Origin of the sequence: Microbispora amethystogenes (assembly GCF_016863015.1) — a bacterium.
Lineage (GTDB): Bacteria > Actinomycetota > Actinomycetes > Streptosporangiales > Streptosporangiaceae > Microbispora > Microbispora amethystogenes.
In genome coordinates, this window is sequence record NZ_BOOB01000013.1 from 78630 (window position 1) to 103364 (window position 24735).

30 protein-coding genes and 1 tRNA gene are annotated in these 24735 nt (G+C 66.9%); 18 read left to right on the forward strand and 13 right to left on the reverse strand.

All coding sequences use genetic code 11. The features are described from left to right. Positions 1–223 precede the first annotated feature (223 nt). Positions 224–766 (forward strand): hypothetical protein, encoded by a 543-nt coding sequence (locus tag Mam01_RS09065; RefSeq protein WP_204284935.1) that lies wholly within the window; start codon positions 224–226, stop codon positions 764–766. A gap of 873 nt (positions 767–1639) precedes the next feature. Further along, positions 1640–2659 carry a cellulose binding domain-containing protein gene (locus Mam01_RS09070; RefSeq protein ID WP_204284936.1) on the forward strand — a complete coding sequence of 340 codons (1020 nt, stop codon included), beginning with the start codon at positions 1640–1642 and terminating at the stop codon, positions 2657–2659. A gap of 317 nt (positions 2660–2976) precedes the next feature. Here the strand turns inward: Mam01_RS09070 and Mam01_RS09075 are convergent, their stop codons facing one another. From Mam01_RS09075 to Mam01_RS09085, 3 genes are all read right to left on the reverse strand, one after another. Next, complete coding sequence (locus Mam01_RS09075) at positions 2977–3345, reverse strand: DUF5615 family PIN-like protein (RefSeq protein WP_204284937.1); 369 nt, start codon at positions 3343–3345, stop codon at positions 2977–2979. Then, the gene (locus Mam01_RS09080; protein ID WP_169983933.1) at positions 3342–3572 is read right to left on the reverse strand and encodes a DUF433 domain-containing protein; all 231 of its coding nucleotides are present in this window, start codon (positions 3570–3572) and stop codon (positions 3342–3344) included. The genes Mam01_RS09075 and Mam01_RS09080 overlap by 4 nt, the downstream gene beginning before the upstream one ends. Before the next feature lie 751 nt (positions 3573–4323). Next, positions 4324–7080, reverse strand: coding sequence for a tetratricopeptide repeat protein (locus Mam01_RS09085; RefSeq protein ID WP_204284938.1), 2757 nt, complete (start codon positions 7078–7080; stop codon positions 4324–4326). A gap of 412 nt (positions 7081–7492) precedes the next feature. On the opposite strand from Mam01_RS09085, the gene Mam01_RS09090 reads away from it, so the two are divergent. The 5 genes from Mam01_RS09090 to Mam01_RS09110 all read left to right on the forward strand — a co-directional run bounded on the left by Mam01_RS09090 (position 7493) and on the right by Mam01_RS09110 (position 10944). Further along, the gene (locus Mam01_RS09090) at positions 7493–8335 is read left to right on the forward strand and encodes a helix-turn-helix domain-containing protein (protein ID WP_204284939.1); all 843 of its coding nucleotides are present in this window, start codon (positions 7493–7495) and stop codon (positions 8333–8335) included. A gap of 97 nt (positions 8336–8432) precedes the next feature. Then, the gene (locus tag Mam01_RS09095) at positions 8433–8846 is read left to right on the forward strand and encodes an ATP-binding protein (RefSeq protein ID WP_204284940.1); all 414 of its coding nucleotides are present in this window, start codon (positions 8433–8435) and stop codon (positions 8844–8846) included. Beyond that, positions 8846–9121 carry a hypothetical protein gene (locus Mam01_RS09100; RefSeq protein WP_204284941.1) on the forward strand — a complete coding sequence of 92 codons (276 nt, stop codon included), beginning with the start codon at positions 8846–8848 and terminating at the stop codon, positions 9119–9121. Before Mam01_RS09095 ends, Mam01_RS09100 begins: the two co-directional genes overlap by 1 nt. Before the next feature lie 146 nt (positions 9122–9267). Then, entirely contained in the window at positions 9268–10107 is an 840-nt protein-coding gene (locus tag Mam01_RS09105; protein ID WP_239101157.1) for a sigma factor-like helix-turn-helix DNA-binding protein, read from the forward strand. Between the two features lie 18 nt (positions 10108–10125). Then, positions 10126–10944 carry a protein phosphatase 2C domain-containing protein gene (locus tag Mam01_RS09110; protein WP_204284942.1) on the forward strand — a complete coding sequence of 273 codons (819 nt, stop codon included), beginning with the start codon at positions 10126–10128 and terminating at the stop codon, positions 10942–10944. Here the strand turns inward: Mam01_RS09110 and Mam01_RS09115 are convergent. Further along, positions 10929–11159 carry a hypothetical protein gene (locus Mam01_RS09115; protein ID WP_204284943.1) on the reverse strand — a complete coding sequence of 77 codons (231 nt, stop codon included), beginning with the start codon at positions 11157–11159 and terminating at the stop codon, positions 10929–10931. The genes Mam01_RS09110 and Mam01_RS09115 overlap by 16 nt on opposite strands. A 177-nt stretch (positions 11160–11336) precedes the next feature. Between Mam01_RS09115 and Mam01_RS09120 the strand changes: the two genes are divergently transcribed. The 8 genes from Mam01_RS09120 to Mam01_RS09155 all read left to right on the forward strand — a co-directional run bounded on the left by Mam01_RS09120 (position 11337) and on the right by Mam01_RS09155 (position 17081). After that, positions 11337–11750, forward strand: coding sequence for a plasmid replication, integration and excision activator (locus Mam01_RS09120; protein ID WP_204284944.1), 414 nt, complete (start codon positions 11337–11339; stop codon positions 11748–11750). Continuing rightward, a complete protein-coding gene (locus tag Mam01_RS09125) occupies positions 11750–12019 on the forward strand; it encodes a hypothetical protein (RefSeq protein ID WP_204284945.1) in 270 nt (89 codons plus the stop codon). The genes Mam01_RS09120 and Mam01_RS09125 overlap by 1 nt, the downstream gene beginning before the upstream one ends. After that, positions 12019–12348 (forward strand): hypothetical protein, encoded by a 330-nt coding sequence (locus Mam01_RS09130; protein WP_204284946.1) that lies wholly within the window; start codon positions 12019–12021, stop codon positions 12346–12348. The genes Mam01_RS09125 and Mam01_RS09130 overlap by 1 nt, the downstream gene beginning before the upstream one ends. A gap of 87 nt (positions 12349–12435) precedes the next feature. Then, positions 12436–13863, forward strand: a complete 1428-nt coding sequence (locus Mam01_RS09135; protein ID WP_204284947.1) for an FtsK/SpoIIIE domain-containing protein — start codon at positions 12436–12438, stop codon at positions 13861–13863. Continuing rightward, positions 13860–14015 (forward strand): hypothetical protein, encoded by a 156-nt coding sequence (locus Mam01_RS09140; RefSeq protein WP_204284948.1) that lies wholly within the window; start codon positions 13860–13862, stop codon positions 14013–14015. Before Mam01_RS09135 ends, Mam01_RS09140 begins: the two co-directional genes overlap by 4 nt. 89 nt (positions 14016–14104) lie before the next feature. Beyond that, the gene (locus Mam01_RS09145; RefSeq protein WP_204285038.1) at positions 14105–15679 is read left to right on the forward strand and encodes a replication initiator; all 1575 of its coding nucleotides are present in this window, start codon (positions 14105–14107) and stop codon (positions 15677–15679) included. Further along, on the forward strand, positions 15676–15921 hold the full coding sequence (locus Mam01_RS09150; RefSeq protein ID WP_204284949.1) for a helix-turn-helix domain-containing protein: 246 nt from the start codon (positions 15676–15678) through the stop codon (positions 15919–15921). The genes Mam01_RS09145 and Mam01_RS09150 overlap by 4 nt, the downstream gene beginning before the upstream one ends. Continuing rightward, a complete protein-coding gene (locus Mam01_RS09155) occupies positions 15921–17081 on the forward strand; it encodes a tyrosine-type recombinase/integrase (RefSeq protein WP_204284950.1) in 1161 nt (386 codons plus the stop codon). Before Mam01_RS09150 ends, Mam01_RS09155 begins: the two co-directional genes overlap by 1 nt. Positions 17082–17140: 59 nt before the next feature. On the opposite strand, the gene Mam01_RS09160 is transcribed toward Mam01_RS09155, so the two are convergent. From Mam01_RS09160 to Mam01_RS09180, 6 genes are all read right to left on the reverse strand, one after another. Next, a tRNA-Ala gene (locus Mam01_RS09160) sits at positions 17141–17213 on the reverse strand. A gap of 128 nt (positions 17214–17341) precedes the next feature. Further along, on the reverse strand, positions 17342–18058 hold the full coding sequence (locus Mam01_RS09165; protein WP_239101158.1) for an HAD-IA family hydrolase: 717 nt from the start codon (positions 18056–18058) through the stop codon (positions 17342–17344). Between the two features lie 39 nt (positions 18059–18097). Then, the gene (locus tag Mam01_RS36490; protein WP_208802288.1) at positions 18098–18217 is read right to left on the reverse strand and encodes a DLW-39 family protein; all 120 of its coding nucleotides are present in this window, start codon (positions 18215–18217) and stop codon (positions 18098–18100) included. Positions 18218–18522: 305 nt separating this feature from the next. Then, complete coding sequence (locus Mam01_RS09170) at positions 18523–18918, reverse strand: ATP-binding protein (RefSeq protein WP_204284952.1); 396 nt, start codon at positions 18916–18918, stop codon at positions 18523–18525. 136 nt (positions 18919–19054) lie between these two features. Beyond that, positions 19055–19960: a Sco1979 family transcriptional regulator gene (locus tag Mam01_RS09175; protein ID WP_150933687.1), complete on the reverse strand. Its 906-nt coding sequence runs from the start codon at positions 19958–19960 to the stop codon at positions 19055–19057. Positions 19961–20037: 77 nt separating this feature from the next. Further along, the gene (locus Mam01_RS09180) at positions 20038–20277 is read right to left on the reverse strand and encodes a DUF397 domain-containing protein (protein ID WP_150933686.1); all 240 of its coding nucleotides are present in this window, start codon (positions 20275–20277) and stop codon (positions 20038–20040) included. A gap of 296 nt (positions 20278–20573) precedes the next feature. On the opposite strand from Mam01_RS09180, the gene Mam01_RS09185 reads away from it, so the two are divergent. From Mam01_RS09185 to Mam01_RS09195, 3 genes are all read left to right on the forward strand, one after another. Beyond that, positions 20574–20981, forward strand: coding sequence for an ATP-binding protein (locus Mam01_RS09185; protein WP_239101159.1), 408 nt, complete (start codon positions 20574–20576; stop codon positions 20979–20981). 105 nt (positions 20982–21086) lie between these two features. Then, positions 21087–21908, forward strand: coding sequence for an SAM-dependent methyltransferase (locus tag Mam01_RS09190; RefSeq protein ID WP_204284954.1), 822 nt, complete (start codon positions 21087–21089; stop codon positions 21906–21908). A gap of 206 nt (positions 21909–22114) precedes the next feature. Continuing rightward, entirely contained in the window at positions 22115–22429 is a 315-nt protein-coding gene (locus Mam01_RS09195) for an STAS domain-containing protein (RefSeq protein ID WP_507762924.1), read from the forward strand. Positions 22430–22461: 32 nt separating this feature from the next. Here the strand turns inward: Mam01_RS09195 and Mam01_RS09200 are convergent, their stop codons facing one another. Genes Mam01_RS09200 through Mam01_RS09210 form a run of 3 tightly spaced genes read right to left on the reverse strand, consistent with a single transcriptional unit; the run spans position 22462 to position 24721 of the window. Beyond that, a complete protein-coding gene (locus tag Mam01_RS09200; RefSeq protein WP_239101160.1) occupies positions 22462–23403 on the reverse strand; it encodes an SRPBCC family protein in 942 nt (313 codons plus the stop codon). Then, positions 23400–23729: an ArsR/SmtB family transcription factor gene (locus Mam01_RS09205; RefSeq protein WP_204284956.1), complete on the reverse strand. Its 330-nt coding sequence runs from the start codon at positions 23727–23729 to the stop codon at positions 23400–23402. The genes Mam01_RS09200 and Mam01_RS09205 overlap by 4 nt, the downstream gene beginning before the upstream one ends. A gap of 50 nt (positions 23730–23779) precedes the next feature. Beyond that, positions 23780–24721, reverse strand: a complete 942-nt coding sequence (locus tag Mam01_RS09210) for an aldo/keto reductase (protein WP_204284957.1) — start codon at positions 24719–24721, stop codon at positions 23780–23782. Between the last annotated feature and the right edge of the window lie 14 nt (positions 24722–24735).

Below are 24735 nucleotides of genomic sequence, written 5' to 3' on the forward strand. Positions count from 1 at the left end.
GCGGCTCCCAAGGTGGCTCCCAGAAGCCCGACAGCTCGCCTGATTGCCGCCCGGTGCGGCGGCATGCTTGATCACAGGCTCCTCGTGTGCCACAGCAACCGACAACCTTCCGGTGCCAGTCCCCTGCACGACCCTGCCACGGTTGCAAGGCAACATGATCACGGTCCACGGCAACAATGCCAGCTTCGCTTAACGTGCGTATATGCGGCGCTTATGCGGGATCGTGCTGGTCATCATCGGGATCATGAGCGTTACGAGTTGCTCGCCTCCCATAGCGGGGGTCACCGGAGTCAGCGTCGACGCAGAGGGGCATCCGATCATCGTCCTGGCATGGTGCGGGGGAGCGACTCCTGAGGGTGTGGACATCTCTCACTACGAGGACACCTCAGGCCCGTGGGAGACCATGCCCGGCCCTTCCTCAGCAGCAACGGTCGTGGACGATGTGGACTTCATTGCCCCCTCCCTGGACGGGCAGAGCGCGTCTGTCCGGCTGGACGCTCCGGATGATGGCTGGACGGTAGAGCCGAGACCGTTCGTGCTGCGCCCAGGTGTGCTCTATCACGCGTTCGGCTACCAGGGGCGCGGCAATAACCAAGTCAACACCAACCACGTCAGCTTCTCCGCCGACAGCGTGGCAGAACTCAAGCCGGGGTCGGTGCTGGTCCAGCGGTACGACGAGAGACAGTCACCGCCCGATTGGGGCGACGTCACGATTACGCGGGAAGAGTTCGACCGCCAAGGCCAGGATCCGGCCAACTGTCAATGATCATTCGTCCACCCGAAGTAGAGCGCCTATCGCTTCATGGCTCTGTAGCGCTTGAGGAGGGCCGTGATTTGTCGTGCCGCGCCGCCGCCTTGACAGCCTCGCGAGAGGTAGGGAAAGGGATTCCTGACCTGGGCTTCTGAGTGGGTGGAGCCTAGGGGATTCGAACCCCTGACTTCCTGCTTGCAAATCGGGCTGGTCACCAGCGAAAACGGCCGCGACCTGGGTGAGAAAGCGTCCGCGAGTGACCGTGAGTACCCCCTGTTGACCGCCCTTAATGGCCCGCCAATGGCCCGGCGATCATGCCCGCGACCTGCCCGGACTGGGGCTGGCGCGGCCCGCCTCCTGGTCCGCTCCCGTCCTCCTCGTAGCTGCCGACCCCCGGGACGGGAACGCCGTGTCAAGGGTCAGCGAAGCTGATCGCGAAGCGACGCCGTAGGCGCCCTTGACTCGACGGGCACGTTTTCATTGTCTCGATGCCGAGCATCACGATACGCTTTTCCCCGGCCACGTACGGCGAGAACCGAACTCAGCGATCGTGAGGGCTTAACTGGGCGACCGATCCTGGTGAGCGCGGGGGCCGGCGCATGCCCCGGAACCCCCAGGGCCCGCTTACCCTCGACCGGGATCGGGATTTCGCCACCCCGGTGGATGCGCCGCCCGCAGACCGGTGTCGTGCGAGTCAGGCGGCACGGGCGGGCCCCGCCGATCGGTGCCGTCCGGGTCCGGCGGGCTGAAAGTTGCATCCGCGACCTGCATCTTCGCGACCCGCCCGGTCGGTTGTCGACAGGCCGCGACACTCACTTCTACCGTCTGTGTAGCGCGTCGATCGGTATGCAGGCCACCGCCCCGCCTCCTGGCCGCCAGGGAGTCACCATGCAACGGCGAGTCATCTCCATCGTTCTCGCGGCCCTCGCCACACTGGCCGGGCTCGGGGCGACCACGCCCGCGTTCTCGGCGACGACTCCGGCGAGGATCGTGCCGCTCGCCGACACCACCCCGCCGACGGTTCCCACCGGGCTGAGCAGCACGGTCGGATGCAATCCCCTGTCGGTGACGCTGAACTGGACCGCCTCCACCGACAACGTGGGGGTCACCGGCTACGACGTCTACGGCGCGCCCTACAGCGGCGGCACGTTCGTCCCGGTCGGGACGACCTCGGCGACCTCGTACACCCAGCCCATCATGGGGCTGTACCTTTACGAGGTGCGGGCACGCGACGCGGCCGGCAACACCTCCGCCTTCACCGAGCCGGTTCGGGTCGTGCTGCCCCCCTGCCCGACGATGACGCCGGAGCCGCAGCCGCCCACGACGCCAGGTACGCCGACCGCGACCATCACCTGCGGCTCGGTGACGCTGAACTGGACCGCCTCCACCGACAACGTGGGCGTCATCGGATACGAGATCTGGCGTGCGCCCGGCGCCACCGGCGGCACGTTCGCCCTGGTCGGCACCACGACGACCACGTCGTTCACCCAGTCCGGTGTGGGGGTCTACCGCTTCCAGGTGCGGGCGCGTGACGCGACGGGCAACTACTCCGCCTTCACCTCACCGGTCACCGTCTACGTCCCGGCCTGCCCGACCAGGGGCTGTACGGCCGTTTACAGCCCGGCCGGCGACTGGCCCGGCGCGTTCCAGGGGAAGGTGGTCGTGACCAACACCGGCACCACCGCGACCACCGGTTGGACGGTCACCCTCACCTTCCCCGGCGGCCAGCAGATCACCCGAGTCTGGAACGCCAGCCTGGATGACTTCGCCAATCCGTACACGATCACGAACGCGAGCTACAACGGAGCGCTGGCGCCCGGCGCCTCCACCACCTTCGGCTTCCAGGCCACCACCAGCGGCACCGACAACACCCCCATCACCGCCTGCATCCGCACCCCTTCCAGCTAGTGCGCTGTCCGGCGAAGGTTCACCGGCTCCGGCGCCGTAACAGGCGCCGGCGTTTTGGCTGGTGGAGCCTAGGGGATTCGAACCCCTGACTTCCTGCTTGCAAATCGGCCTGATCTCCAGGGACAACGCCCTCGACCTGGGCGAGAGGCAGTCCGCGAGTGACCGCGAGTACCCCCTGTTGACCGCCCTCAATGGCACGCTAATGGCACGACGATCATGTTCTTGGGGCTGCCGTCGCCTGCCACGTGCGCGTGTCTCACTTGATCCACACCACCTGGCCCGCCTGCCTGTATCCCGTGAGCCCTTCAACGGTGCGCTCAACGGAGAGGCAGCGCCCGTACACGGATGCCTGTCGCGGTGAACGTCGCAATCGCTCCCGCTCGCAAGTGTGGTTCGAGGACATCGAGGTGCCCCAGGATGACGTTCGCCATGTCAGGTGGCCGAAGTTCCACGATCTCTCGCACAAGGACAACCGAGGGCTCCTTTGCGCGGGCGTAAGCCAGGAGGGCGCCGAAGTCGGTGTCAGCGGAGATGATGACCCGTGCGTCCGCTGCGGCAAGGGCCATGATCGTCGAATCTGGTGCGCTCGTCGCTTTGAGGTCACGGACGTGCACCGCGTCATGGCCGGCTTTGGCCAACAGCTCAGCGACGCGAGGGGAGAGGTTCTCGTCAACCAGAAAGTTCACGCCGTCTCGCGGAGCCGGTAGTAGTGGACGTTTGTGGAGGCAGCAGCGTACTCGAGAGCCTGCTTGATATCCGCACGTTCCAGGTCTGGGTAGTCCGACACGATGTCATCGAAGGACCATCCAGCGGCAACGAGTCGCACCACCGTCTCGACAGTGATGCGAAGCCCTCTGATTGTCGGTCTGCCTTCGAGCTTGTCCGGCTCAGCAGTGATGCGATCGAAGTCCATGGTGTCTCCCCTCATCTCCGATAGTGCCAGGCAGAGCGCGGATCGGCGACCGAGAAGCTCCAGCCTCGGTCCACATGCCCGAGTCTCACCTCTGGCGTACCCAGGACACAGGCGACGTGATCACATGTGCTCCACGAACGTCCACCAGCATGCGGTGGACGAGTGGCGGCATCAGGTGGCCAAGCAGCTCGGCAGCCTCGCGCGACGACGATCAAGATCGGGCACGCAATGGGCACGGAGAGCAGGATGGCCGATCAACGATCTAAGCCCAGGCGGGGAGAACGGCCCCTGGCCTGGGCTTTTGAGTGAGTGGAGCCTAGGGGATTCGAACCCCTGACTTCCTGCTTGCAAATCGGCCTGATCTCCAGGGAAAACGGCCTCGACCTGGGCGAGAGGCAGCCCGCGAGTGACCGTGAGTGCCCCCTGTTGACCGCCCTTAATGGCCCGCTAATGGCCCGGCGATCACGCTCGCGACGTGCCCAGACCGGTGCCGGCGCAGCCCCCCCTCCTGGTCTGCCCCCGTCCTCCTCGTAGCTGCCGACCCCTAGGACGGGACCGCCGTGTCAAGGGTCAGCGAAGCTGATCGCGAAGCGACGCCGCAGGCGCCCTTGACTCGGCGGGCACGGACGGGACACTCGGACAGCGAGGAGGACAAAGGAAGCTGATTGCAAGCCACGCCGCAGGCGTTCTTGCGGCGGTGGGAACGACCTGGCAATTGAGTAAAAGGGAAGGCCTAGGGAGTTCACGAGGCTTAGGAAGTCGAGCCGAACAGTTTTTGCAAGGCTTGCGACGCGCGCATCCCTGCATCAGAGTGGCCCGAGTTGATCGCCTGCTGATAAGCCAGCTTGGCCCCGTCAATGTCCCCTAGCTCAGATAGCAAATTTCCGAGGTTGATCATTGCCATTGCCGAGTAATCGACAGCACCTGAATCAATAACTCTCCGGTAGGCTTCTATTGCCTCAGCCATACTACCCTCGTCGCGAAGCATGTTGCCCATATTGAATAGGGCTGCTATTGCCATATCCCCGCCATAATCGATCACTTCTTGCCAAATCTTTATAGCTTCACCAAATTCTCCCTCCTTGCGGAGCACATTTCCAAGACTAATTAGAGCCGCAGCTCTGGTTGCAGTGTGACCGTCGGCGGCTGCCCGGTAAGCAGCCTTAGCATTTTCCGTGTCACCTCGGTCTTGTAGTAGATTGCCAAGATTCAGTAGAGCCGCGGGCCTGCTTTCATCATGACCGGATTCGATAACCCTCCGAAGCGACGTCTCAGCCTCGGACGCGTCGCCTTGTTCAATCAGCATGGCACCCAGATTGACTAGCGCCGCTGACGAGTATTCTGCATGTCCAGACTCGATGGCTTCTTGGAAGGCCGCCTTAGCCTCGCCGAGCTTGCCCTGCTCACGGAAGAGACTCCCTAAATTTACTGCTGCTTTCGGTGCATACTCAGCATGTCCAGAGCTCATGAGCCTTTTGTAAGCGGCTTCGGCCCCTTCAACATCCCCCTCGCCATTGAGCATATTGGCTAAGTTGTACATGGCTGCGTACGCATACTCCGGGTGATCAGACGCAATGGCTTTCTGATAAGCCGCCTTGGAAGCAGTCACCTCACCCTGCTCGTGCAGGAGGTAGCCCAAATTCACTGCCGCTATCGCCGCATATTCGGTGTGCCCAGAGTCGACTAGGTGTTGGTAGGCCGATTTGGCTCCTCGAACATCGCCCTGGTCTTTCATTAGCTTCCCTAGAGAGAACCTTGCCGACAACTCATGCTCGGCATGCCCTAGCTCAATAGCTTGCAAGTATGCAGCCTTAGCTCCCTCTACGTCTCCCTCTTCGTTAAGAATCTTCCCTAGACCGACCAGCGCCCCGGGCGCGTGAACCCCATGGTTCGATTTAATCGCTTCTCTAAAGGCGACTGAAGCAGCGGCCGTATCCCCCTGTTGTCGAAGTAGCTCCCCGAGAAAGTATGCGGCAGCAGGCGTATATTCAGGATGGTGCGCATGTATCACTTCCCGATAGAGCGCCTTAGCTCTTTCTATGTCTCCCCGCCGAAAGAGTAGGGAGCCCAGTGCAAATGCCGCTCCGGCAAAGTATTCTGGGTGCTGGGAGGCAACAAGGGTCTCGAAGGCTGCCTCAGCCTCCTGCAGGTCTCGCTTTTTAAAGAGGGTGAAAGCCAGAATAAACGCCGCTGCTGCAGCTTGATCCGAATCCGCTGCTCTTGCCGCTATGCGTGCCGCAGTAGCAGCTAGATCCAACTGATCCCGCGTATGTGCAGCAATAGAAACGGCTAATGCCTCGGATGGAGTAATAAGCTCCAGGAGTTCGGGCCATAACTCATTCGGGATGGGTCGCGCTGCATGATCGGGCATGCTGCCCTCGTCTGCCGCGACCACATAGTCTAGAGCAACCCAACCAGCATTTCGGACCGAACTGTCCGTATTGGCAAATGTGGCCCTACTCAGGAGGGCCACTTGAGAAGCTATGGGGACCGCAGCCCACTTGTGCAAACCGGAGCGGTAGGCGGCGGTGGTCGCCGGCATACCAGCACGAATCAACGGTAGATAGAGAGCGAATAGTTGACGCAGCTCGGAGTCGGAAATAGGCCGATGCAGACCAGCGCGCCTCCAATCTACTGCCGCTTGCACCAAGGCGTATCCCGCTGGGTTAGTATCTTGACCGGCCCGGTACTTAGCTAGTAGCTCAGGGCCACCGACCAGAGTTTCAGCGATGCTTCCGCGGAATGACTCCTTGGGATATAGTCGGATCGCTTCTTGGTATTCCGTTTCATTTGGAGGCCGGAAAAGCAGCTCATGATTGTGAGCGCTTTCTAGAGCGATGCGTGCGATACGAGTAACTTCGCCGTCAGATGCCATTACCTGACTGCGACGGCTGGCAGTCATAGTTCCAACCAGCACGGCACGACCCCTCACACCACTTAGCACAGCGGAGGGGAGCGCTTCTAGGTCTACAGCCGTTAGATCATCCAGGAACACTAATCCCGGTGTCTCCGAGGAGAAAGGAAGACCGATCTGCACCAGTTCTGCTAGAGCTCTACCGTCAATGGGCACTAGTACTTCGGTGTCTGGTGGCAAGCTTGCGCGTAGCGCCTCAACTAGGGTACGTGATTTGCCCGCCTTCGTAGCTCCCCATACGACGACGAACGGATAGGGTGGCTGGTCAGATGCGCGCAAGGCATCGCGGATTTGCTCATCGTCAAGAGTGCGTGCAATGTACGGCGCGCTCTTGTTGCGAGAGTAGCGCGTCGGCGTTGCTCCCAGTTGCTCATCACTCAACTCGCTCAACCGTGGCAGACGGTGTGAGCTACCCTCAGCCAGTAGCTCGTCTACTCGCCGATACTGCTTCTCGAGGTCCTCAGTCAGCCGGCGCTGTTGCTCGATACGGTATCCAATCACTGGCAGCACGATGGAGATCGCCAGGAATACCAAGACGCCCAGGATCGATAAGGTGATTATTGAGTCGCGTTGGCCAGGTAGCTGCATTAGCATGGTTACCAGGGTGATCAACGCGGCATTGGCGGCAGTTGCTCCAGCGATCCAGCCCGCCAGATGGCGGTGCGCCACCAGCGATAACGAACGTATCAGCAAGAGCTGCGGGGTCGTGTTCGTCTTTCCTGACATCCAGCTTGGCCTTCCTGCTTCACTAGCCCTTGTCATTATGGGCCGTCGGCCACTTCAATGGCGTAGCGTCACGAAGCCTGGTCGAAGGACCTATGGACTCAGCGGCCCGAGCCGCTGGCGGCCGGGACCGGCCTCCAGGCCGCATGCCCGGCCGCCGAGCGGGGGCGTAGAGCCGCGAGGCGGCGCGTAGCGCCGCCGCCTTGATCCCTATGAGCACAATTCAGCAGCCTTCCGACTGACCCGGGGCCATCTGGTCGGGTGCCGGTGGTAGAACGCCAGCATGGAGGAGCGGCGGGATCGGTTGCGGGAGCTGGGAGATCTGCTGCGGCGGCTGCGCAAGGATGCGGGACTGACCGGTAGGGACTTGGCGCAGCGGGCCGGGGTGGCGCAGCCCACGATCTCGCGCATGGAGACGGGGCGACTACTGCCGACACCGGAGACGGTTGAGCGGGTGACTGCGGCTCTTCACCTCGACCAGGACGCGCGGCGGGAGTTGGACACGCTGCTCGTGCGGCTGCGTGACGAGGTGTCGCGGCTCAAAGGTGGGTTGGCTGGCCGTGAGGCGGCGAATGCTGCGCGGGTGCGCTCGTCGAAGTGGATGGCGGTCTTCTCGTCGGCAATGATCCCGGCACTGTTGCAGACGGCGGAGTATGCGCGGCTGGCGGTGGCGATCGGCCGGGATGTCGATGAGGACGATGCCGCCAAGGCCGCAGCCGTACGGGTTGATTCTCAAGCAGTGCTGTTCGAGGAGGGCCGGCGGTTCGCGTTCGTGCTGACAGAGGGCGCTGTGCGTACCTGGCCCGGTTCTCCGTCGCTGATGCTGGCGCAGCTCGACCGGTTAGCCCAGGTGTCCACACTGCCGCATGTCCGGCTCGGGGTCGTGCCATGGAAGGTAGAGGCACCGGCCTTCCCGTTGCACGGGTTCACCGTCTTCGACGGGTCCGTGAGCGTGGTCGAGAGCTTGACTGGTGATCTCACGTTGACCGAGGCGGCCGAGGTCGGCGCCCATGAAGAGATGCTCGAGGCGTTCGCGGATGCGGCCGTGTACGGGGATGAGCTGCGGACGCTGCTGGGCGAGATCGCGGCGGACTTCCGGGAGCTGGCGAACCAGCTCGGTAACTGACGCATTTATGCGTCGTATTCCTTGAGGTACTTCTAGCGTTGGTCATACGCTCCTGCTCGTAGGCATGTCTAGCCCCCTATACGACGGAGCGTGTCCCATGCCCGCATGGCGCCTGTCCCGGCACTTCCTCGGCCGTCCCGCCTCGGTCACCGAAGCCCGCCGCTTCATCACCACTACCCTCGGCACCTGGCCCGTCATCGAGTCGGCCGAACTCATCGTGAGCGAACTGGCGACCAACGCCGTCCGCCACACCGCATCCGCCCGGTTCGGCGGCAAGTTCACCGTCAGCATCCAGGCCGAACCCGATCAGGTCTGGCTCGGCGTCGTCGACGAAGGCGGCCCCGAAGTTCCCCGGCTGGTGCGCCCCGGCGACGACGAAGGCGGCCGCGGCCTGCTGCTCGTCGCCAACCTGGCCGACAACTGGGGCGTGTACGGCAACCACACCGGCCGTACCGTCTGGGCCCTGCTCAAAGTCGACCCCATCGCCGCCGCGCAGGCGGCCTGCCGGTGATGAGCTGCCTAAGCCCGCACGTCCCCGACCGCCGGCAGCCCGGGTGCACAAAGCTGGCGTGGTTCGACCCCTGGGGCGGAGCGCGGGTGCGGGTCCTCGCCTGGACCTGCGACTGCCTCGCCATCGTCTACGAGCTGTGCCAGGCGGGCGGGCAAGGGTTCATCCGGCGCACCCTCCAGAACGAGGACGCACCCGAGATCCGCGAGACCCACCGCTGGCCCATCCCACAGGCCCGTGACGTCTGGGCCGCCCTGCTGACGGGGAGGGCACGGTGAGCCCGCGCGGTGTCCCCAACCGGCGCTCGGCGATCCGGGCCGTGGACCCAACAACCGGCAAACCCGCCAAAACCGTACTGTCAAGAGGGATAGACGACATTTCGTCTAGGGCCCTAGACTCGGATGCGCGCCACCGAGGAGGAACCGTGCCACCGAGTGACCTGGACAAGATCGCCGCGATCGACGATCCCTATCTGCTGCTCCGGGTCGCCACTGAACGACTCAACGCCGCCCAGCAAGAGGTCACCGAATTGGCCCGGCTCCGCCGCCGCGTAATCCAGGAACTCCACGCCCAAGGCATGTCGTATGCGCAGATCGCCGAGAAGGCCGGCCTGTCGCGCGGGCGTATCCACCAGATCCGTCACACCGGCCCTGCTCCCGAGGGCGCCTTCCTGGGCACAGGTGTGATCACGGTAGCCACGCCTCTCAAGCAAGAGGCCGACAACGCCCGCCCGGTGGTCGCGATGGAAGACGTCGCCGCCTCCAAGCGACTGGAGGACCTGGCGCGCGGCTTCGGCCTCACCGTCGAGTTGGAACATGTCCCCCTGACCGGCCAGATCGATCTCAACCGGCCGGGGCTGATCGTGATCTGTGGCCCGCGGCTGTCGCCGATCATGGGCGCGCTGTACGAGTCCGATCCCGTTCTGGAGTGGGTGAAGGACGGCGCGTGGACACTGCGCGACAGCCGTACGGGCAACGTCTACCGGTCGGGCTCCGACTCGACCCCGTCCCGGCCAGTCGACTACGCCTATCTCGGTCGCCTCCCCCGGCCGGACGGGCAGGGCAACGTCCTGGTGTTCACCGGCATCCACCCGCAAGGCACCCTCGGCGTCGTCCATCTGATCAGTACCGAGATCAACACTTTGTGGGGGCAAGTGGCCGATCGCCGGTTCTCCTGTGTCGTCGGCGTTGAATACGACCCCCGCACCGGGGAACCGGTGAGAGCGGAACTGGCAAGCCCGCTGTATCGGCACGACGAGGACTGAACGACAGGAGGACCCACCGTGCGCGTCGCCCTCGCCACCGAACCCGCCACCCCCGGCCGCGAGAACGAAGACTTCGTCGCCGCGACACCCGACGCGGTGGTCCTCCTCGACGGTTCGGGCACCCCGGCGGGGTCGGAGTCGGGGTGCACACATGGCGTGGCCTGGTACGCGCGCACGCTCGGTTCGACCCTCCTCGCCTCGATGGCCCAAAGCGCCGGCTCGTTGAGCGAACTGCTCGCCGAGGGCATCAAGGCCACGACATCCCTGCACGACTTCACCTGCGACGTCAGCCATCCCGGGTCCCCCTCGGCGACCGTGGTCATGCTGCGCCGCAGCGGCGACGTCCTCGACTGGCTCGTCCTGGCCGACTCCGTGCTCATCCTCGACACCGGCCAGCCAGAACCGACCGTGATCACAGATGACCGCGAAGCCCAGGTCGGCGCCCCCTACCGGGAACGGATGGACTCCCTCGACTCCACCAGCCCCGAACACGTCGCCGCACACCGCGAGTACGTCGAGACCCTGCGCAACCACCGCAACCGCGACGGCGGCTTCTGGGTCGCCTCCGTCGATCCCCTCGCCGCCGAACACGCTCTCACCGGCAGCGTGCCGGTTCACCAGGTTCGGGCAATGGCGCTCCTCAGCGATGGCGCGTCCCGCCTCGTCGACCGCTTCCGCCTCGCCACCTGGCGCGACCTCCTCGACCTCCTCGACAAGGCCGGACCTGACGAGCTGATCCGCCAGGTCCGGGCCGCCGAGCAGTCCGACCCACACGGGCAACGCTGGCCGCGAGGCAAGACCTACGACGATGCGGCCGTCGCCTACTGCCGTCCTTGAGAGAACTTGCTCACGGCGTCGTCGATGATCCCGTGTAGAGCTCTCGCGCATGCCGAGACCCTGCCGTTGGGCGGGTAGTAGACGCTCGCGACGGGCGGCTGATCACAGTAATCCTTGCCGTGCTGGCTACAACACTCCTCGGTGGCCGCCACGCTGCTGGGGTCGTGAAAGGCCGGGTTGAACGGCATCACGATCCGGATCTCCATCGGTTCCATTCGGCGAAGCGTAGAAGCACGGCCGCTGTCCGTCGAGACTCTTCCGGTCGGAAACGTCGACCCCCCTAGACAGGAATAGAAGAGGCGCGCTATCGTCTTCCGCATAGCCCCCTAGACAGTTCCTAAGGGCAAAACGGCCGTCGCTGTCTAGGGGGGTCGACAAGGAGGTGGTGAACGATGGCACTGCAAGGACCCATCCCGATCAGCTTCGAGCTGCTGTTCCCGCACGGCTGCTACGTCGTGGGCGAGGTGAGCGCGGCGAAGGACTTCGACGCCAAGCGGGACACCCAGGCCAAGGACAAGCTGACGGGCCTGCCGGTGTGGCAGGTGCCGGTGATGGACGCCGACCCCTCGCTCAAGGCCGCGCAGAAGACGGTGACCGTGAAGATCCTCGCCGAGGTTCAGCCGGTCGTCCCGCCGTCGCTGCCCGGGGTGCCGCTGGCCCCGGCCGAGTTCGATGGGCTGGAGGTCAAGCCGTATGTGCATCAGGCGACGGGGCGGCTGGCCTACTCGATCTCGGCACGGGTGATGCGGGCTCCCCGCACGGGCACCGCCGGCAAGACCGGCAACACTGCGAAGGACGCGGCGTGATGGGGCGGCGCACCGTGCGGCCCTCGGCCGTGATCAGCCTCAACACCGGGGGCGGGGCCTCGGCCAAGACTCTGCCGTACCCGGTCCGTACCCCAGTGCTGGCGCTGGACTTCGGCGCGACCTCGGTCCTGCTGACCACCTCTGACAGCGACCAGGTGAGCCCGGCCGATGTCGAGTTCGCGCGGCAACTCGCCCGTGAGGCGGCCTCGTTCGCCCGGTCGGTCGAGCGGCGATTTCACGGCCTGGCCAACGGTCGCGGGGTGGCCTGATGGCACACAGTCCCTACACCCACGTGTCGATGTCGATCGACCCCGGACGCCGTCCCCGTATCGGCGTCTCGTTCTACACACCGGTCCTGCGGGCGGGCGCTCGGGTGCTGGAGTCCGGGCGGCCGTTCCTGTCGCTGGAGTCCGACGAGGCGAACGTGACGGTCTCGACCACCGGGGCCGGACCGGTCACCGCCGAGGACGTGGAGGTCGCGCGGCAGTTCTTCACCGCCGCCGCGCGGTACCTGGCCGACTGCGAGCGCATGCACGCCGACCAGTCGGCCGACTCCGACCAGATCACCCCGTCCGTCGCAGGCGAGACGGCGGCCTGAGATGCAAGCGGGGCCGCAGGAAGCGGCAACTTCCGGCGGCCCCTCAACTCTCCCTGACTGCGAAATCACGAGAGGACACGAAGTCTAATGTTCCGAAAACTGCCTGGCGACGAGGCGCGTAACCTCGTCTCCACCACCCCGGACACGGCCGTGGTCTTCCGCCCGGCCGTCGTCAAGACTCCCGCCATCGTCACCCTCGTGATCTGGCTGTCCCGACTGTTCGCGGGCCTGGTCCGCCTGGTCGTGCGGCATCCGGTCGCGGTCGCCGTACCGGTCGGCCTCGGCGTCGTCTGGGCCCTGTACGGCTGGCGCCAAGCTCTGGTCCTGGCCGGTTTCCTGCCCTCGGCCGGGCTGTCGTGGGCGCTGCTGGATCGGGCATCGTTCCTGCGCCTGGTCGGCTGGCGGCTGCTGGCCTTCTGGCGCCGGGTGTGGATCTACCGGCGGCACCGGCAACCCGTGATGATCGTGTCCGGGCTCGGCCGTCACCTCCAAGGCCGCGACTACCTGCCCCGCCTGATCCGGGTCGAGTGCGACGGCTGGGCCGACCGCGTCACCGTGCGCATGCTGTCCGGGCAGGCCGTCAAGGACTGGGCCGACCGCACCGACCACCTCGCCCACGGCTTCGGCGCCCCCTCCTGCCGCGTCGCCGTCGCCAAGGCCGGGCGGCTCGTGCTCACCTTCCCCCGGCGTGACCCGCTCACCGAACCCCTGCCCGCCGTACCCATCCCAGATACAGCAGATGTCGGGCCGGTGGAGATCGGCCAGTGCGAAGACGGCACGCCCTACCGGCTCAAGGTCCACGGCACGCACGTCCTGATCGCGGGCGCGACCGGGGCCGGTAAGGGCTCGTGGCTGTGGTCGACCATCCGCGGCCTGCTTCCCGCGATGCGGGCGGGCCTGGTGCAGGTCTGGGCGCTCGACCCCAAGCGGATGGAACTGTCCTTCGGGCGGGCGCTGTTCGGCGCGAGATATGCCGCTGATCCGAAAGAGTGCGCCGACCTGCTCGATGACGCCGTGAGCGTGATGCAGGAGCGTGCCGACCGGTTCGCCGGCCTCCAGCGCTCCCACACACCAACTGTCGCGGACCCGTTCGTCCTGGTGCTCGTCGACGAGGTGGCCTTCCTCACCGCCTACCAGTCCGACAAGCAACTCCGCCAGCGCATCACGGCGTCCCTCGCGACGCTCACCACGCAGGGCCGGGCGGTCGGGGTCGGGGTCATGGCCGCGCTCCAGGACCCCCGCAAGGAGGTCATGAACATCCGCAACCTGTTCCCCGACAAGATCGCCCTCCGGCTGGACGAGTCGGAACAGGTGGACATGGTGCTCGGCGATGGGGCGCGGGACCGGGGCGCACTGGCTGACCACATCTCACCGGTTCCCGAACGCGGCGCGGGAGTCGGCTACGTCCGCCTGGAAACCTCCCCCGACCCCGTGCGAGTCCGGGCCGCCTACGTCTCCGACGTCGACATTCGGCAGATGGTCGCCGAGTACAGCGGTCGAAGCGAGGCCGCATGAACGGCGTGGCGCACTTCCTCGACGGGCTGCGCTGCTCGGTCTGCGGCGCGTTCAACGCCCTGTGGCTCGACCCCGTCCGCGGCCTGGTCGAGTGCAACGAATGCGGCCAGACCGCCCTCACCATCCCCGAGCCCGGAAGGGAGGACAGTTGACCGACCTCACCGACGCCCACCAGGCCGTGGGAGACCAGCTGATCTCCCCCGCTCGGGCCAACGACCGGTATACACCTCGGGCCGTCCGGATGGCTCAACCGCTGGCGCGGGACGTGGTCGAAGAGATCGCCAAGCAGTACGGCGTCTGCATCCGCCCGGTCCCGCTCAGGCGGCAGGACATCCTCACCGGACAGGTTGAGGTCATCGACGTCCCCTGCGGGGCCACGCTGGAGAGCAAGTGCCCGCCGTGTGCCAAGCGCAACCGGCAGCTTCGGCGGGCGCAGTGCCGGGAGGGCTGGCACCTCGACCACGAGCCCGTGAACCTGCCTGATGACGCCGATGAGTATCAGCGTCACCTGGTGGAGCTGCGGGCCGACGTCCAAGCCTGGCGAGACGAGACCGAAAAGGCCGGCGGGGACACCACCGACCTGGCTGCCGCGATCGTGGAGCTGGACGAGGAGATCAACGCCGCCGGGATGCGGGGCAACGTCCTCGGCCGTACCGGTGGGAAGCGGTCGCGTTCGACGAAGCGGCGGCAGGATGCCCCGGACCTGCCCAAGCGGCAGATGACCAAGAGCACGCTCGGGCGGACCTTCACCGGCTCCGAAGGGAAGGTCTATCGGCCGTCGATGTTCGTCACGCTCACCCTGCCGTCCTACGGGCGGGTGATGGAGGGGGCGCCGCTCAACCCTGACGCCTACGACTACGGCCGGGCGGCCCGGGACGCGCTGCACTTCTCCAAGCTCGTCGACCGCTTCGTGCAGAACCTCCGCCGGGTCGCGGGGTACGACGTGCAGTACTTCGCCACCGTCGAGCCACAAAAGCGGCTCGCCCCCCACCTGCACATGGCGATCCGCGGCACCCTCCCGCGCGCGGAACTGCGGCAGATCATCGCGGCCACCTACCACCAGGTGTGGTGGCCCTCAACCGACGACGTCCGTTTCGAGGGCGAGCACCTGCCGGTCTGGGAGGACGGGACCGGCTACCTCGACCCCGGCACGGGGGAAGTACTGCCGACCTGGGAACAGGCCCTCGACCGGCTCGACGCCGACGAGGACGCCGAGCCCCTGCACGTGCTCCGCTTCGGTGACCAGATGGACGTCAAAGGCGTGCTCGCCGGGACCCCGGACGCCGACCAGCTCATCGGGTACCTGTCCAAGTACCTCACCAAGAGCCTCGGCGACGCCCTCGGCACCGACGACCCACGCCGCAAGACGCACGCCGAACGGCTGCTGGAGGCCCTGCGATTCGAGCCCTGCTCGCCGACCTGCCCCAACTGGCTGCGGTACGGGGTGCAGCCCAAAGGCGCCAAGCCCGGAATGGCTCCCGGCCGGTGCAAGGGCAAAGCACACAAGCCCGATCACCTCGGCTACGCGGGCCGCCGCGTCCTCGTCTCGCGGAAGTGGTCCAACAAGACCCTGACGGAGCACAAGCAGGACCGGCGCACCTGGGTCCTGGAAGCCCTCGGCGTCGAAGACGAACCGGTCGACCCCCACCGCTACATCTGGCGACCGGTCAAGCCCGGTGACCCCGAACTCGCCGCGATCGGCGTGCGACTCCTGCGCTCGGTCCACGAACGCCAGCGCTGGCGCAACCACCTCGATCGGCTCCAAGCCGAGGCAGACGGACGAATTCTTTCGGCAACTGAAGGGAGGGCAGCATGACGAAACCGATTTCGCCGACCACGCCACTCCCGCCAGAGGCCCAAGGTCGACTCCTCCGCGTCGAAGAGGTGGCTGAACGGCTGAACACCTCCGTTCGCTTTCCTCGTCGGCTGATCGCCGAACGCCGTATCTTCTTCGTCCGCGTCGGCCGGGGTGTTCGCATTCCCGAAGCCGCACTCGAAGCGTTCATCGCGGCCGGACTCGTCGAGCCGATGAAGGCCCCGAAGGGACGGGCGGCCTGATGGCGAACAGAGACGGTCACCGGCGTTTCGGCAATATCCGCAAGCGGGAGTCCGGCCGCTACCAGATTCGCTATCCCGGCCCCGATGGGCGGATGCATAGCGGCCCCACGACCTACGCCACGCGGACCGAAGCGGATCGTGCGCTGACCCTGATCGAAGCGCAGATGATTTCAGGGGAGTGGACGGACCCCGATCGCGGGAAAGTCCTGCTCGGCGACTACGCCCGTACGTGGATCAAGGAGCGGCCTGGCCTGCGGCCCAAGACAATCGAGCTGTATACCTGGCTGCTCGACCGGCACATCGTCCCCGGCCTGGGCGGCGTCGCCGTGGGCAAGCTGACGACGCAGATGATCCGGTCGTGGCGGGCGAAACTCATCGACAACGGCGTCTCGGTGTCCACCGCGGCCAAGGCGTACCGCCTGCTGCGGGCCGTGCTGATGACGGCCGTTGAAGAGGACAAGCTACTCAGCCGGAACCCGTGCCGGATCAAGGGCGCGGACAACGAGCAGACGCCGGAGCGGCCCATTCTCACCGTTGCCCAGGTCTTCGAGCTGGCCGACAAGATGGCCGACCGGCGCTTCCGCGCGTTGATCCTGCTGACCACGTTCGCCAGCCTGCGATGGGGTGAGGTCATCGCGCTACGGCGGTCGGACATCGACCTCAAGGCGCGGACAGTACGCGTACGGGAACAGCTCATCGAACTGGACGGCGGAGACATGGTGCTCGCACCGCCCAAGTCGCGTGCCAGCAAGCGCACCGTCAGCATCCCCTCGGCGATCGTCCCCGCGCTGACCGAGCACCTGGCCGAGTTCGTCGACCAGGCCGACGACGCTTTCGTCTTTCTCGGCAAGCGGAGCGGCTACCTGCGCGGCGGTAACTTCCGGCGGGAGGCCAAGTGGGCGGAAGCGCTCAAGGAGATGGGCGTCAAGGAACTGCACTTCCACGACCTTCGGCACACCGGCAACACGCTCGCCGCGCAGTCGGGCGCGAGCCTCGCCGACCTCAAGGCGCGGATGGGTCACGACAGCGACCGCGCGGCGCTGATCTACCAGCACGCCACGCGCGACGCCGACCAGAGGATCGCCGACGCACTGAGCGCCCGTGTCGAAGCCGACCGCAAGGCGGCCAGCGGCAAGAAGGAGAGCAGTGCTGAGGGCTAATGGCCCGTTAATGGCCCGGACACCGCTTCCCAAGATCGGGGAGGCGGTGTTTTTCGAGGTGGAGCCTAGGGGATTCGAACCCCTGACTTCCTGCTTGCAAAGCAGGCGCTCTGCCAGCTGAGCTAAGGCCCCTGGGCGGGCGCGAATCGCGAAGACAGGCAGATCTTCGAGCCCTCCGGTGCGTACACCGTAGCAACAGCGTGTGTGCGAGCGCCACTCGGCAACGCACGGGAGGCAGCTACGGGGAGCGGCCCCGCGGGTCAGGAGGCGGAGGTGACCACCGAGGGGGCGCCGACCTCGTTGGGCAGGACGAGGCCGGCGAAGTCGGCGACGGAGTCGAGGATGTGGGTGGCGCCGCCGCCGAGCAGGCGCTCCCTGCTGTGGACGCCGGTGAGCACCCCGGCGACGATGGAGGCGCCCGCGCGCCGGCCGCAGAGCATGTCGCTCTCGGAGTCGCCCGCCACGGCCACCTGCCGTACGTCGTCGACGCCGGAGCGCAGGACGGCGGTGAGCACCATGTCCGGGTACGGACGGCCACGTCCGGCGTCCTCCGGGCACAGCGCGAGGTCCAGCATGTCGACCCAGCTGAGGGAGCTCAGCACCCGCCCCAGGGTGGCCCGGCTGAAGCCGGTGATCAGGGCGATCTTCACGCCGGCGTCGCGCAGCCTCTCGATCGCCTCGATGGTGCCGGGGATCGGGACCAGGCCTGCCCGCTCGATGGCTCCTTCGTACGAGCGCTCGAAGGTGAGGTTGGCGGCCTGCGCCTGGGCCTCGTTGCCGGGAAAGATGCCGCGGAAGACCTCGATCTTCGGGCATCCCCGGGACCTGTGCACATGCACCATCGCGCGGGCATAGGCGCTGGTCCCGGGGACGATGCCCTGCGTGGCGATCGCCTCGGCGAACGCCCGTTCCACCATGTCGGTGTCACCGATCGTGGTCCCGGCCAGGTCCAGACAGGCCAGCTTCACGGGAGTCATTCCCGCACCTCTGCCACGATCAAGCACCATCCCTGGTGGTCAGTTCTCGCTGCCGGTCGCCTCGGTCCACAGATCGAGCTCGGCCCGGTCGGCCTGCACCTTGCGCCAGACAAGGAGCCCGCCGACGGCGACCAGAGCGAGAACAAGCAGCTTCTTCACGGTGTGACCCCACTTCTCGACGGTCTCACCTGCCGGGTGAGACAACGCCCGGTTCTACGGTTCCCTGCAGCCTAGCAAGGCTTCGGCGTCCGACTCGGATTGCCCGCAATTTCGGTGAACCTGAATACTGGTTTCGGATTTCCTGCCGAGCCTGTCGCACGATCGTCACGGCAGGACGACGAGATCAGAACTGCCCAGCTCTCACGGGCGCTAACCCTGACGACCGGGGCTACGGGCTGGCGGAGGACGCGTGGTTTCGGACAGGCGGGAGGCGCTCCGCTCTCAGCGGAAGCCACTCAAACCGCTCAGGGAAGGGCGACGCAGAGACGGATCGTCGTTCCGTCGATCCCGGTGCGAACGGCGAGGTCGGCCAGGCGGTTCATCAGCCACAGCCCCCGTCCGCCGAAGTCGAACCTCGTCGCGGGCTCCTCACGCTCCAGGACCTCGGCCGGGATTCCGGGTCCCTTGTCCGTGATCTCGCACACGAGGGAGCCCGCCTCGCTCCACATGGCGATGCCGCGCGGCGGTGAGCCGTAACGGACGGCGTTGGCGACGGCCTCGTGCACGGCGAGGACGAAGTCCTCCAGCACGATGCCGTCCAAGCCGGCCTCCTGCGCGGACACCATGACCAGATGCCGCACCCGGGTGACCGAACTACGGTCGAACTCCAGGCTGAGCAGGCTGCCCGCCACGGTTCTCACCACCCTTCTGCTTCCCCCGCGCTACTACACCACTTACCGCCCATACGGACCTGACACGTATTTTCGGGTACGGCTTGCGCCACCGTTCCAGCGGGCCGTGGGCAGCGGAGGTCGCGCACGTGACGCTAGCGCATCGTCACAGCTCCGTCAGGTGCTGGTTCAGGATCCGCTTGGTGTCGGCAAGCGGTCTGGCCTGGATGCACAGGCGTTCCATGACCGCGAGATAGCGGTCGATGTCTTCGTGCTTCTCCAGGTAGATGGCGCTTGTCAGTTGTTCGAGATAGACGACGTCGGGCAGGCCGACCCCCGCGAAGCGCAGGATGCTGAACGGCCCGCCGGCGGCCGCGTGCCCTCCGGCGCTGAACGGGATGACCTGGAGCGTCACCCGGGGCAGGTTGACCATCTCGATGAGGTGCTCGATCTGGGCCCGCATCACCTCGGGGCCGCCGACCGGGCGGCGCAGCACGGCCTCGTCGATCACCGCCCACAGGTGCGGGGCGTCCGGCCGGGCTAGCAGTTGCTGGCGGTCCATCCGCAGCCGTACGCGGCGCTCGACCTCCTCCGGCTGGGCGTCCGGGTGCCCGAGCCGCACCACCGCCGCGGCGTACTCGGGGGTCTGCAGCAGCCCGGGGACGAACTGCACCTCGTAACAGCGGATGGTGCTCGCGGCCTGCTCCAGGCCGACGTACGCCTCGAACCAGGAGGGCAGGACGTCGTCGTACTTGTGCCACCAGCCCGGCGCGTTGGCCTGGGCGACGAGGGACAGCAACGCCTCTCGCTCCGCCTCGTCGCTGACGCCGTACAGGGTGAGGAGGTCGGCGACGTCGCGGCGGCGGAAACCGACGCGCCCGAGCTCCATCCGGCTGATCTTCGAGTGCGAGGCGCGGATGGCGTGCCCGGCCTCCTCCAGCCGGATGTGCTTGCTTTCGCGCAGGCGGCGTAACTGAGTGCCGAGGAGAAGACGCAGAACGGTGGGACTACGGCGTGACTGTGACGCCAAGTCAGGGAGTTGAGGCACACCCTCTGCAGGGGCCGCAGTCATATGAGGTCCTTTGAGGTGCACCGATGTTTACGCCCTGTTAACGATACTCTCCCCGCCGTCGCGCGCAAGCGTTGTGATCAGGTCTGTAGCAGATCGTCGAATTCGCCCTCTTTGACAGAGCGGACGAAAGCGGCCATGTCCTGGACGGGAAGGATGAGCGCGGGGCCGGACGGGTGCCGGGAGTTACGCAGCGCCACCCGGCCGTCGGGGAGGACGGCGACCTCGACGCAGTTTCCGCTCGGATTGCTGTGCCGGCTCTTGCGCCAGCCCACCCGGCCCAGATGAGATGAGGACATCCCGTTGTAGATCACGGACATGTGGGGCCTCGTTTCGGATTCCCCCGCCCATGCAAGGACTTTCAAGCGCTTGCACGTGCATCTGTACTTGCACAGGAGCACCAATGGGAGCAGTATGACTTACTGAGTCATCCCGCCACACGGTCGACATCAACCTCATAAGGCTCTCAATGACTGGTTATCGGACAGACCGCGCTTCACTCGCAGAAGCCGATAGCGGTGCCCGTGATCCCTGGCTGGGCACGCTTGAGCAGGTCTTTCCGGATGGTGTGCGGTGGCCGTGGACCAACGGGACCGAGCCCGACGGCGCACCCCAGGTGGCGGTGCACGAATTCCACCGCGAGAGTCTCGCCGCGCGCACCGCGCGGCATTTCACCGCGGGCGTGCTGCGCACCTGGTCGATGGACGACGTCTCCGACGACGCCGCGCTCGCGGTCTGCGAACTGGTCACGAACGCCCTGCGGCACGGCCTGCGCCACCAGGCGATCCACCCTGTCCCGGTACGACTGCTGATGTTCCGCTCGACCCGGGCGTTGCTGTGCATGGTCACCGACCCCAGCAGTGCCGCCCCGGTGCTGCGTGAGCCCGACTACGTGTCGGAGACGGGACGCGGCCTCCAGGTCGTCGCGGGGGTCAGCCGCATGTGGGGCTGGGCGCCCCTGCGTCCCATGGGCAAGGCGGTGTGGGCCGGCTTCACGGCCGAGTGCTCCGGCTCGCTGCGCTGACCCACCCGGGCCTCCCCGCCCCCTGTCAGGTACCCGCTCGGCTCTTCCCCTCTCTTCCGCCCGATTTTCCCCGGTAGTATCGCGGTCTGGGCTGAACGGAGGATCATGCCGGGTTTCCCCCCGGTCGAGCCAGTGGGTTTCGACCCGTCCATCCCGAACGAGGCCCGGGTCTACGACTACTGGCTCGGCGGGAAGAACAACTTCGCCGCGGACCGCGAAGCCGCGGAGATGGCGCTGCAGATCGCGCCCGAGCTGCCGATGATGTGCCGCGAGGGACGCAAGTTCATGCGCAGGACCGTACGGTTCCTGGCCGAGGCCGGAATACGGCAGTTCGTCGACATCGGGTGCGGCCTGCCGACCCAGGGCAACGTCCACGAGATCGCGCAGCGGTACGCCCCCGACGCCCGGGTGGTGTACGTGGACTACGACCCCGTTGTGGTGAACCACGGGCAGGCGCTGGTCGAGGACGACGAGCGCGTGGTGGTGATCCACGGCGACGTGCGCGACCCCGACGGGCTGTTCGCGCACCCGCGGCTGCGCGGGCTCGTGGATCTCGGCGAGCCCATGGCCGTCCTGCTCGTCGGCCTCCTCTCCACCATCAACGACGACGATCTGACGCTCGCCATCACCCGGCGGTTACGCCAAGTGATCACCCCCGGCAGCTACATCGTCATCAGCCACGCGGTCTCCGACATCCGGCCGGAGGTGACGGACAAGCTGTCCCTCCTGTTCGCCAACGAGTGGGCCGCCAAGGACGACGGCCGCATGCGCCTGCCCACACGGGCGGAAATTCCTCGGCTGTTCGGAGACCTTGAGCTGGTGGAACCCGGCCTCGTCCTGCTGCCGGACTGGCGCCCTGAGCCGGGCAGGCTGCGGCCGCCGAAGAACACGGTGTGGTCGGTCGGCGGCGTCGGCCGCAAGCGCTGACGCCCCACCGCTTGTTAGATCTTCGTTGAATATTAACGAGGCTAACCATTGACAGAAGTAGCGTCGGACGACGACGCTCAGTGAATAATCCAGCTTCCCTAGGGAGGTGGGACAGCGACGATCATCGTCATGTCCTGCTCCACGACCGCCCGTCCGTACGCGGCGAGCGGTGGATCGACCACCGGCGTTCCCAGCCGGTGCACCTCGTGACCTCCGCCGCGGATCAGTGCGGAGTTCTCTACACAGACACCTATCTCAGCGTCAGGTGGTCCCCCGCGGACTCGTCGGTGATCATCGATGGCGAGGTCGACGTCTCCAACAGCGAGGCCCTGGCGAGCGCGCTCGCCGCGGCGAGGAAGGCGCGCGGCGAGATCGTCATCGACACGGGCGACCTGCGGTTCATCGACCTCGCGGGGCTGCGGGCCCTGCTGGCTCCCGCCTCCTTCGTCACGCACGACGACGTACGGCTGCGGAACGTGCCGCCGTACCTGCTCCGTCTGCTGAGGATGCTCGACTACTGACGACGCGCGGCGCCTGACGTCCACTCCGGGGCTCAGCCGACGAGGTCGCGCGCCAGCGTCTCTATCCGGTCCCGCCATGCCTCCAGCACGGCCTCCAGCACGGAGCCACGGCCGGTCGCGCCGGTGTCCGTGACGACCAGCCGCGCGCCGTGCCCGGTGCCCCGGGACAGCTCCCAGCGCACCCGTCGTCCATCCCCTTCCGCGGCGTGGCCGAGTCCGCCCGGTCCCGCGTCCGGCCGCGCCGGTGCGACCGTGAACTCCACGTACGCCGGCGCCTCCGCGCCGGGCGCGCCCGGCGTACGGACGGCCGTGACGGTCCCCTCGCCGAGGCGGTCCGGCACCGGGGCGCCGATCGTCGCCTCGGCGGCCCCCGCGACTTTCCAGACCTCCTCGACCGGCCGCGTGAGCTGCCGCTCGAACCGCACCCGCCGGCCGCCCGTCCCGTCGGCTCGCCCGTCCGCTTCCTCGGCCACCCCCTCAGTGAGCCCGAGCGCCTCCACGTACGCCTGATGGAGCTCCGGGAAGTTCCCCTCCGGCCACTCGGGTGCCCGTCCGGCGACGACCGCCTCCAGGGCGTCGAGGCACACCTGCCATCCGGAGGCGTAGCTCGCGGCGGCCGGGCGGTCGTCGAAGACCTGCGTGAAGACGAGCAGGCAGCCTCCGTTTTCCTCGGGCGACAGCTCGAACCGCAGCAGGTTGTCGCCCTCGCGCGGCGCCTCCGGCGTGGAGCGCTGGACGAAGGCGAACACGCGGGGCGGGTCCAGCTCGGTGATCTCCGCGTCCAGCGTCATGCCGCCGCCGAATCTGATCTTCCCGCCCACCCGCAGGTCCATCTCGTCGACCGTGAACGGGAACCACCGGCCGAGCCGCTCCGGCTCGGTGATCGCCCGCCAGACCTTCTCCCTCGGGTGGGACAGCCTGCGCTCCATCCGCAGCACCGGCCGTCCGTCGAGCTCGTCGAGCGTCGCTTTCACTTCGTCTCCTCCGGGTCGTCGTCGGGCGCCTCGTCCAGGTGTCTCTCCAGCGCGTCGAAGCTCGCCGACCACAGCCTCCGGTACGGCGCGAGCCACGCGTCGATCTCGGCGAGCGGCTCGGGGCGGAGCTCGTACCACCGGCGCTGGGCGTCCCTGCGCACGCGGACCAGCCCGGCCTCACGCAGCACCTTGAGGTGCTTGGAGGTGCCGGGCTGGGTCAGGCCGAGCCGCTCGGTGAGCTCCCCGACGAGACGGGGGCGTTCGAGCAGCAGGTCGAGGATCCGCCGCCGCACGGGTTCGGCGAGCACGTCGAAAGTCGCTGGCACGCCCCGAACATACCCGCCCAGCTATATTCCCGCAAGGTTATGTAACGACCTCACGCCACTGAGAGGATCTCGTCGAGCTCCTTCAGCGCCGTCTCGTCCGGCCGCCATCCGGCCGCCGCCGCGTTGGCCTCGACCTGCTCCGGCCGGGTCGCGCCCGCGATCACCGACGACACGGCGGGCCGCGCGAGCAGCCCCCCGATCGCCACGTCGAGCAGGGTCACGCCCTGCCGCCCGGCGAACTCCCGCAACCGATCCACCATGTCGAACCGCTCATCGGTCAGATACTGCGGGCGCCCGGCGAGGCGGCTGCCCTCCGGCGGCTGCTCCCCCCGCCGATACTTGCCCGTCAGCAGGCCGTTGGCGAGCGGGAAGTACGGCAGCAGGCCGATGCCGTGATGGGCCAGCGCCGGGACGAGCTCCTGCTCCACCCGGCGGTCCAGCAGGCTGTACTCGTTCTGGGCGCTGACGAAGCGCTCCAGGCCCCCGGTGCGGGCGATCCAGTCGGCGTCGGTGACCTGCCAGGCCGCGAAGTTGGACGAGCCGAGATAGCGGACCTTCCCCTCCCGCACCAGGTCCGTCAGCACCGACAGGGTCTCCTCGACCGGTGTGGACGGGTCCGGGAAGTGCAATTGGTAGAGGTCGATCCAGTCGGTCCTGAGCCGCCGCAGCGACCGTTCGACCGCCAGGCGGACGTAGCGCCGCGAGGCCCGCGCGCCCCAGTCGGGCCCGTTGGCGCCCTGGACGTCCCCGCCGAACTTGGTCGCGAGGACGACCTGGTCGCGCCGCCCCTTCAGCACCTCGCCGAGCAGGGCCTCCGACTCGCCGTAGATGTCGGCCGTGTCGATCAGCGTGACGCCGGCGTCGAGCGCCGCGCCGACCACGGCCCGCGTGGCGTCGAGGTCGATCCTGCGGCCGAAGTTGTTGCCGCCGAGGCCGACGGCCGAGACGACGAGCCCCGAGTCCCCCAGCCGCCGATAGGTCATCTCCGTCATCGTTCCCTCACAGT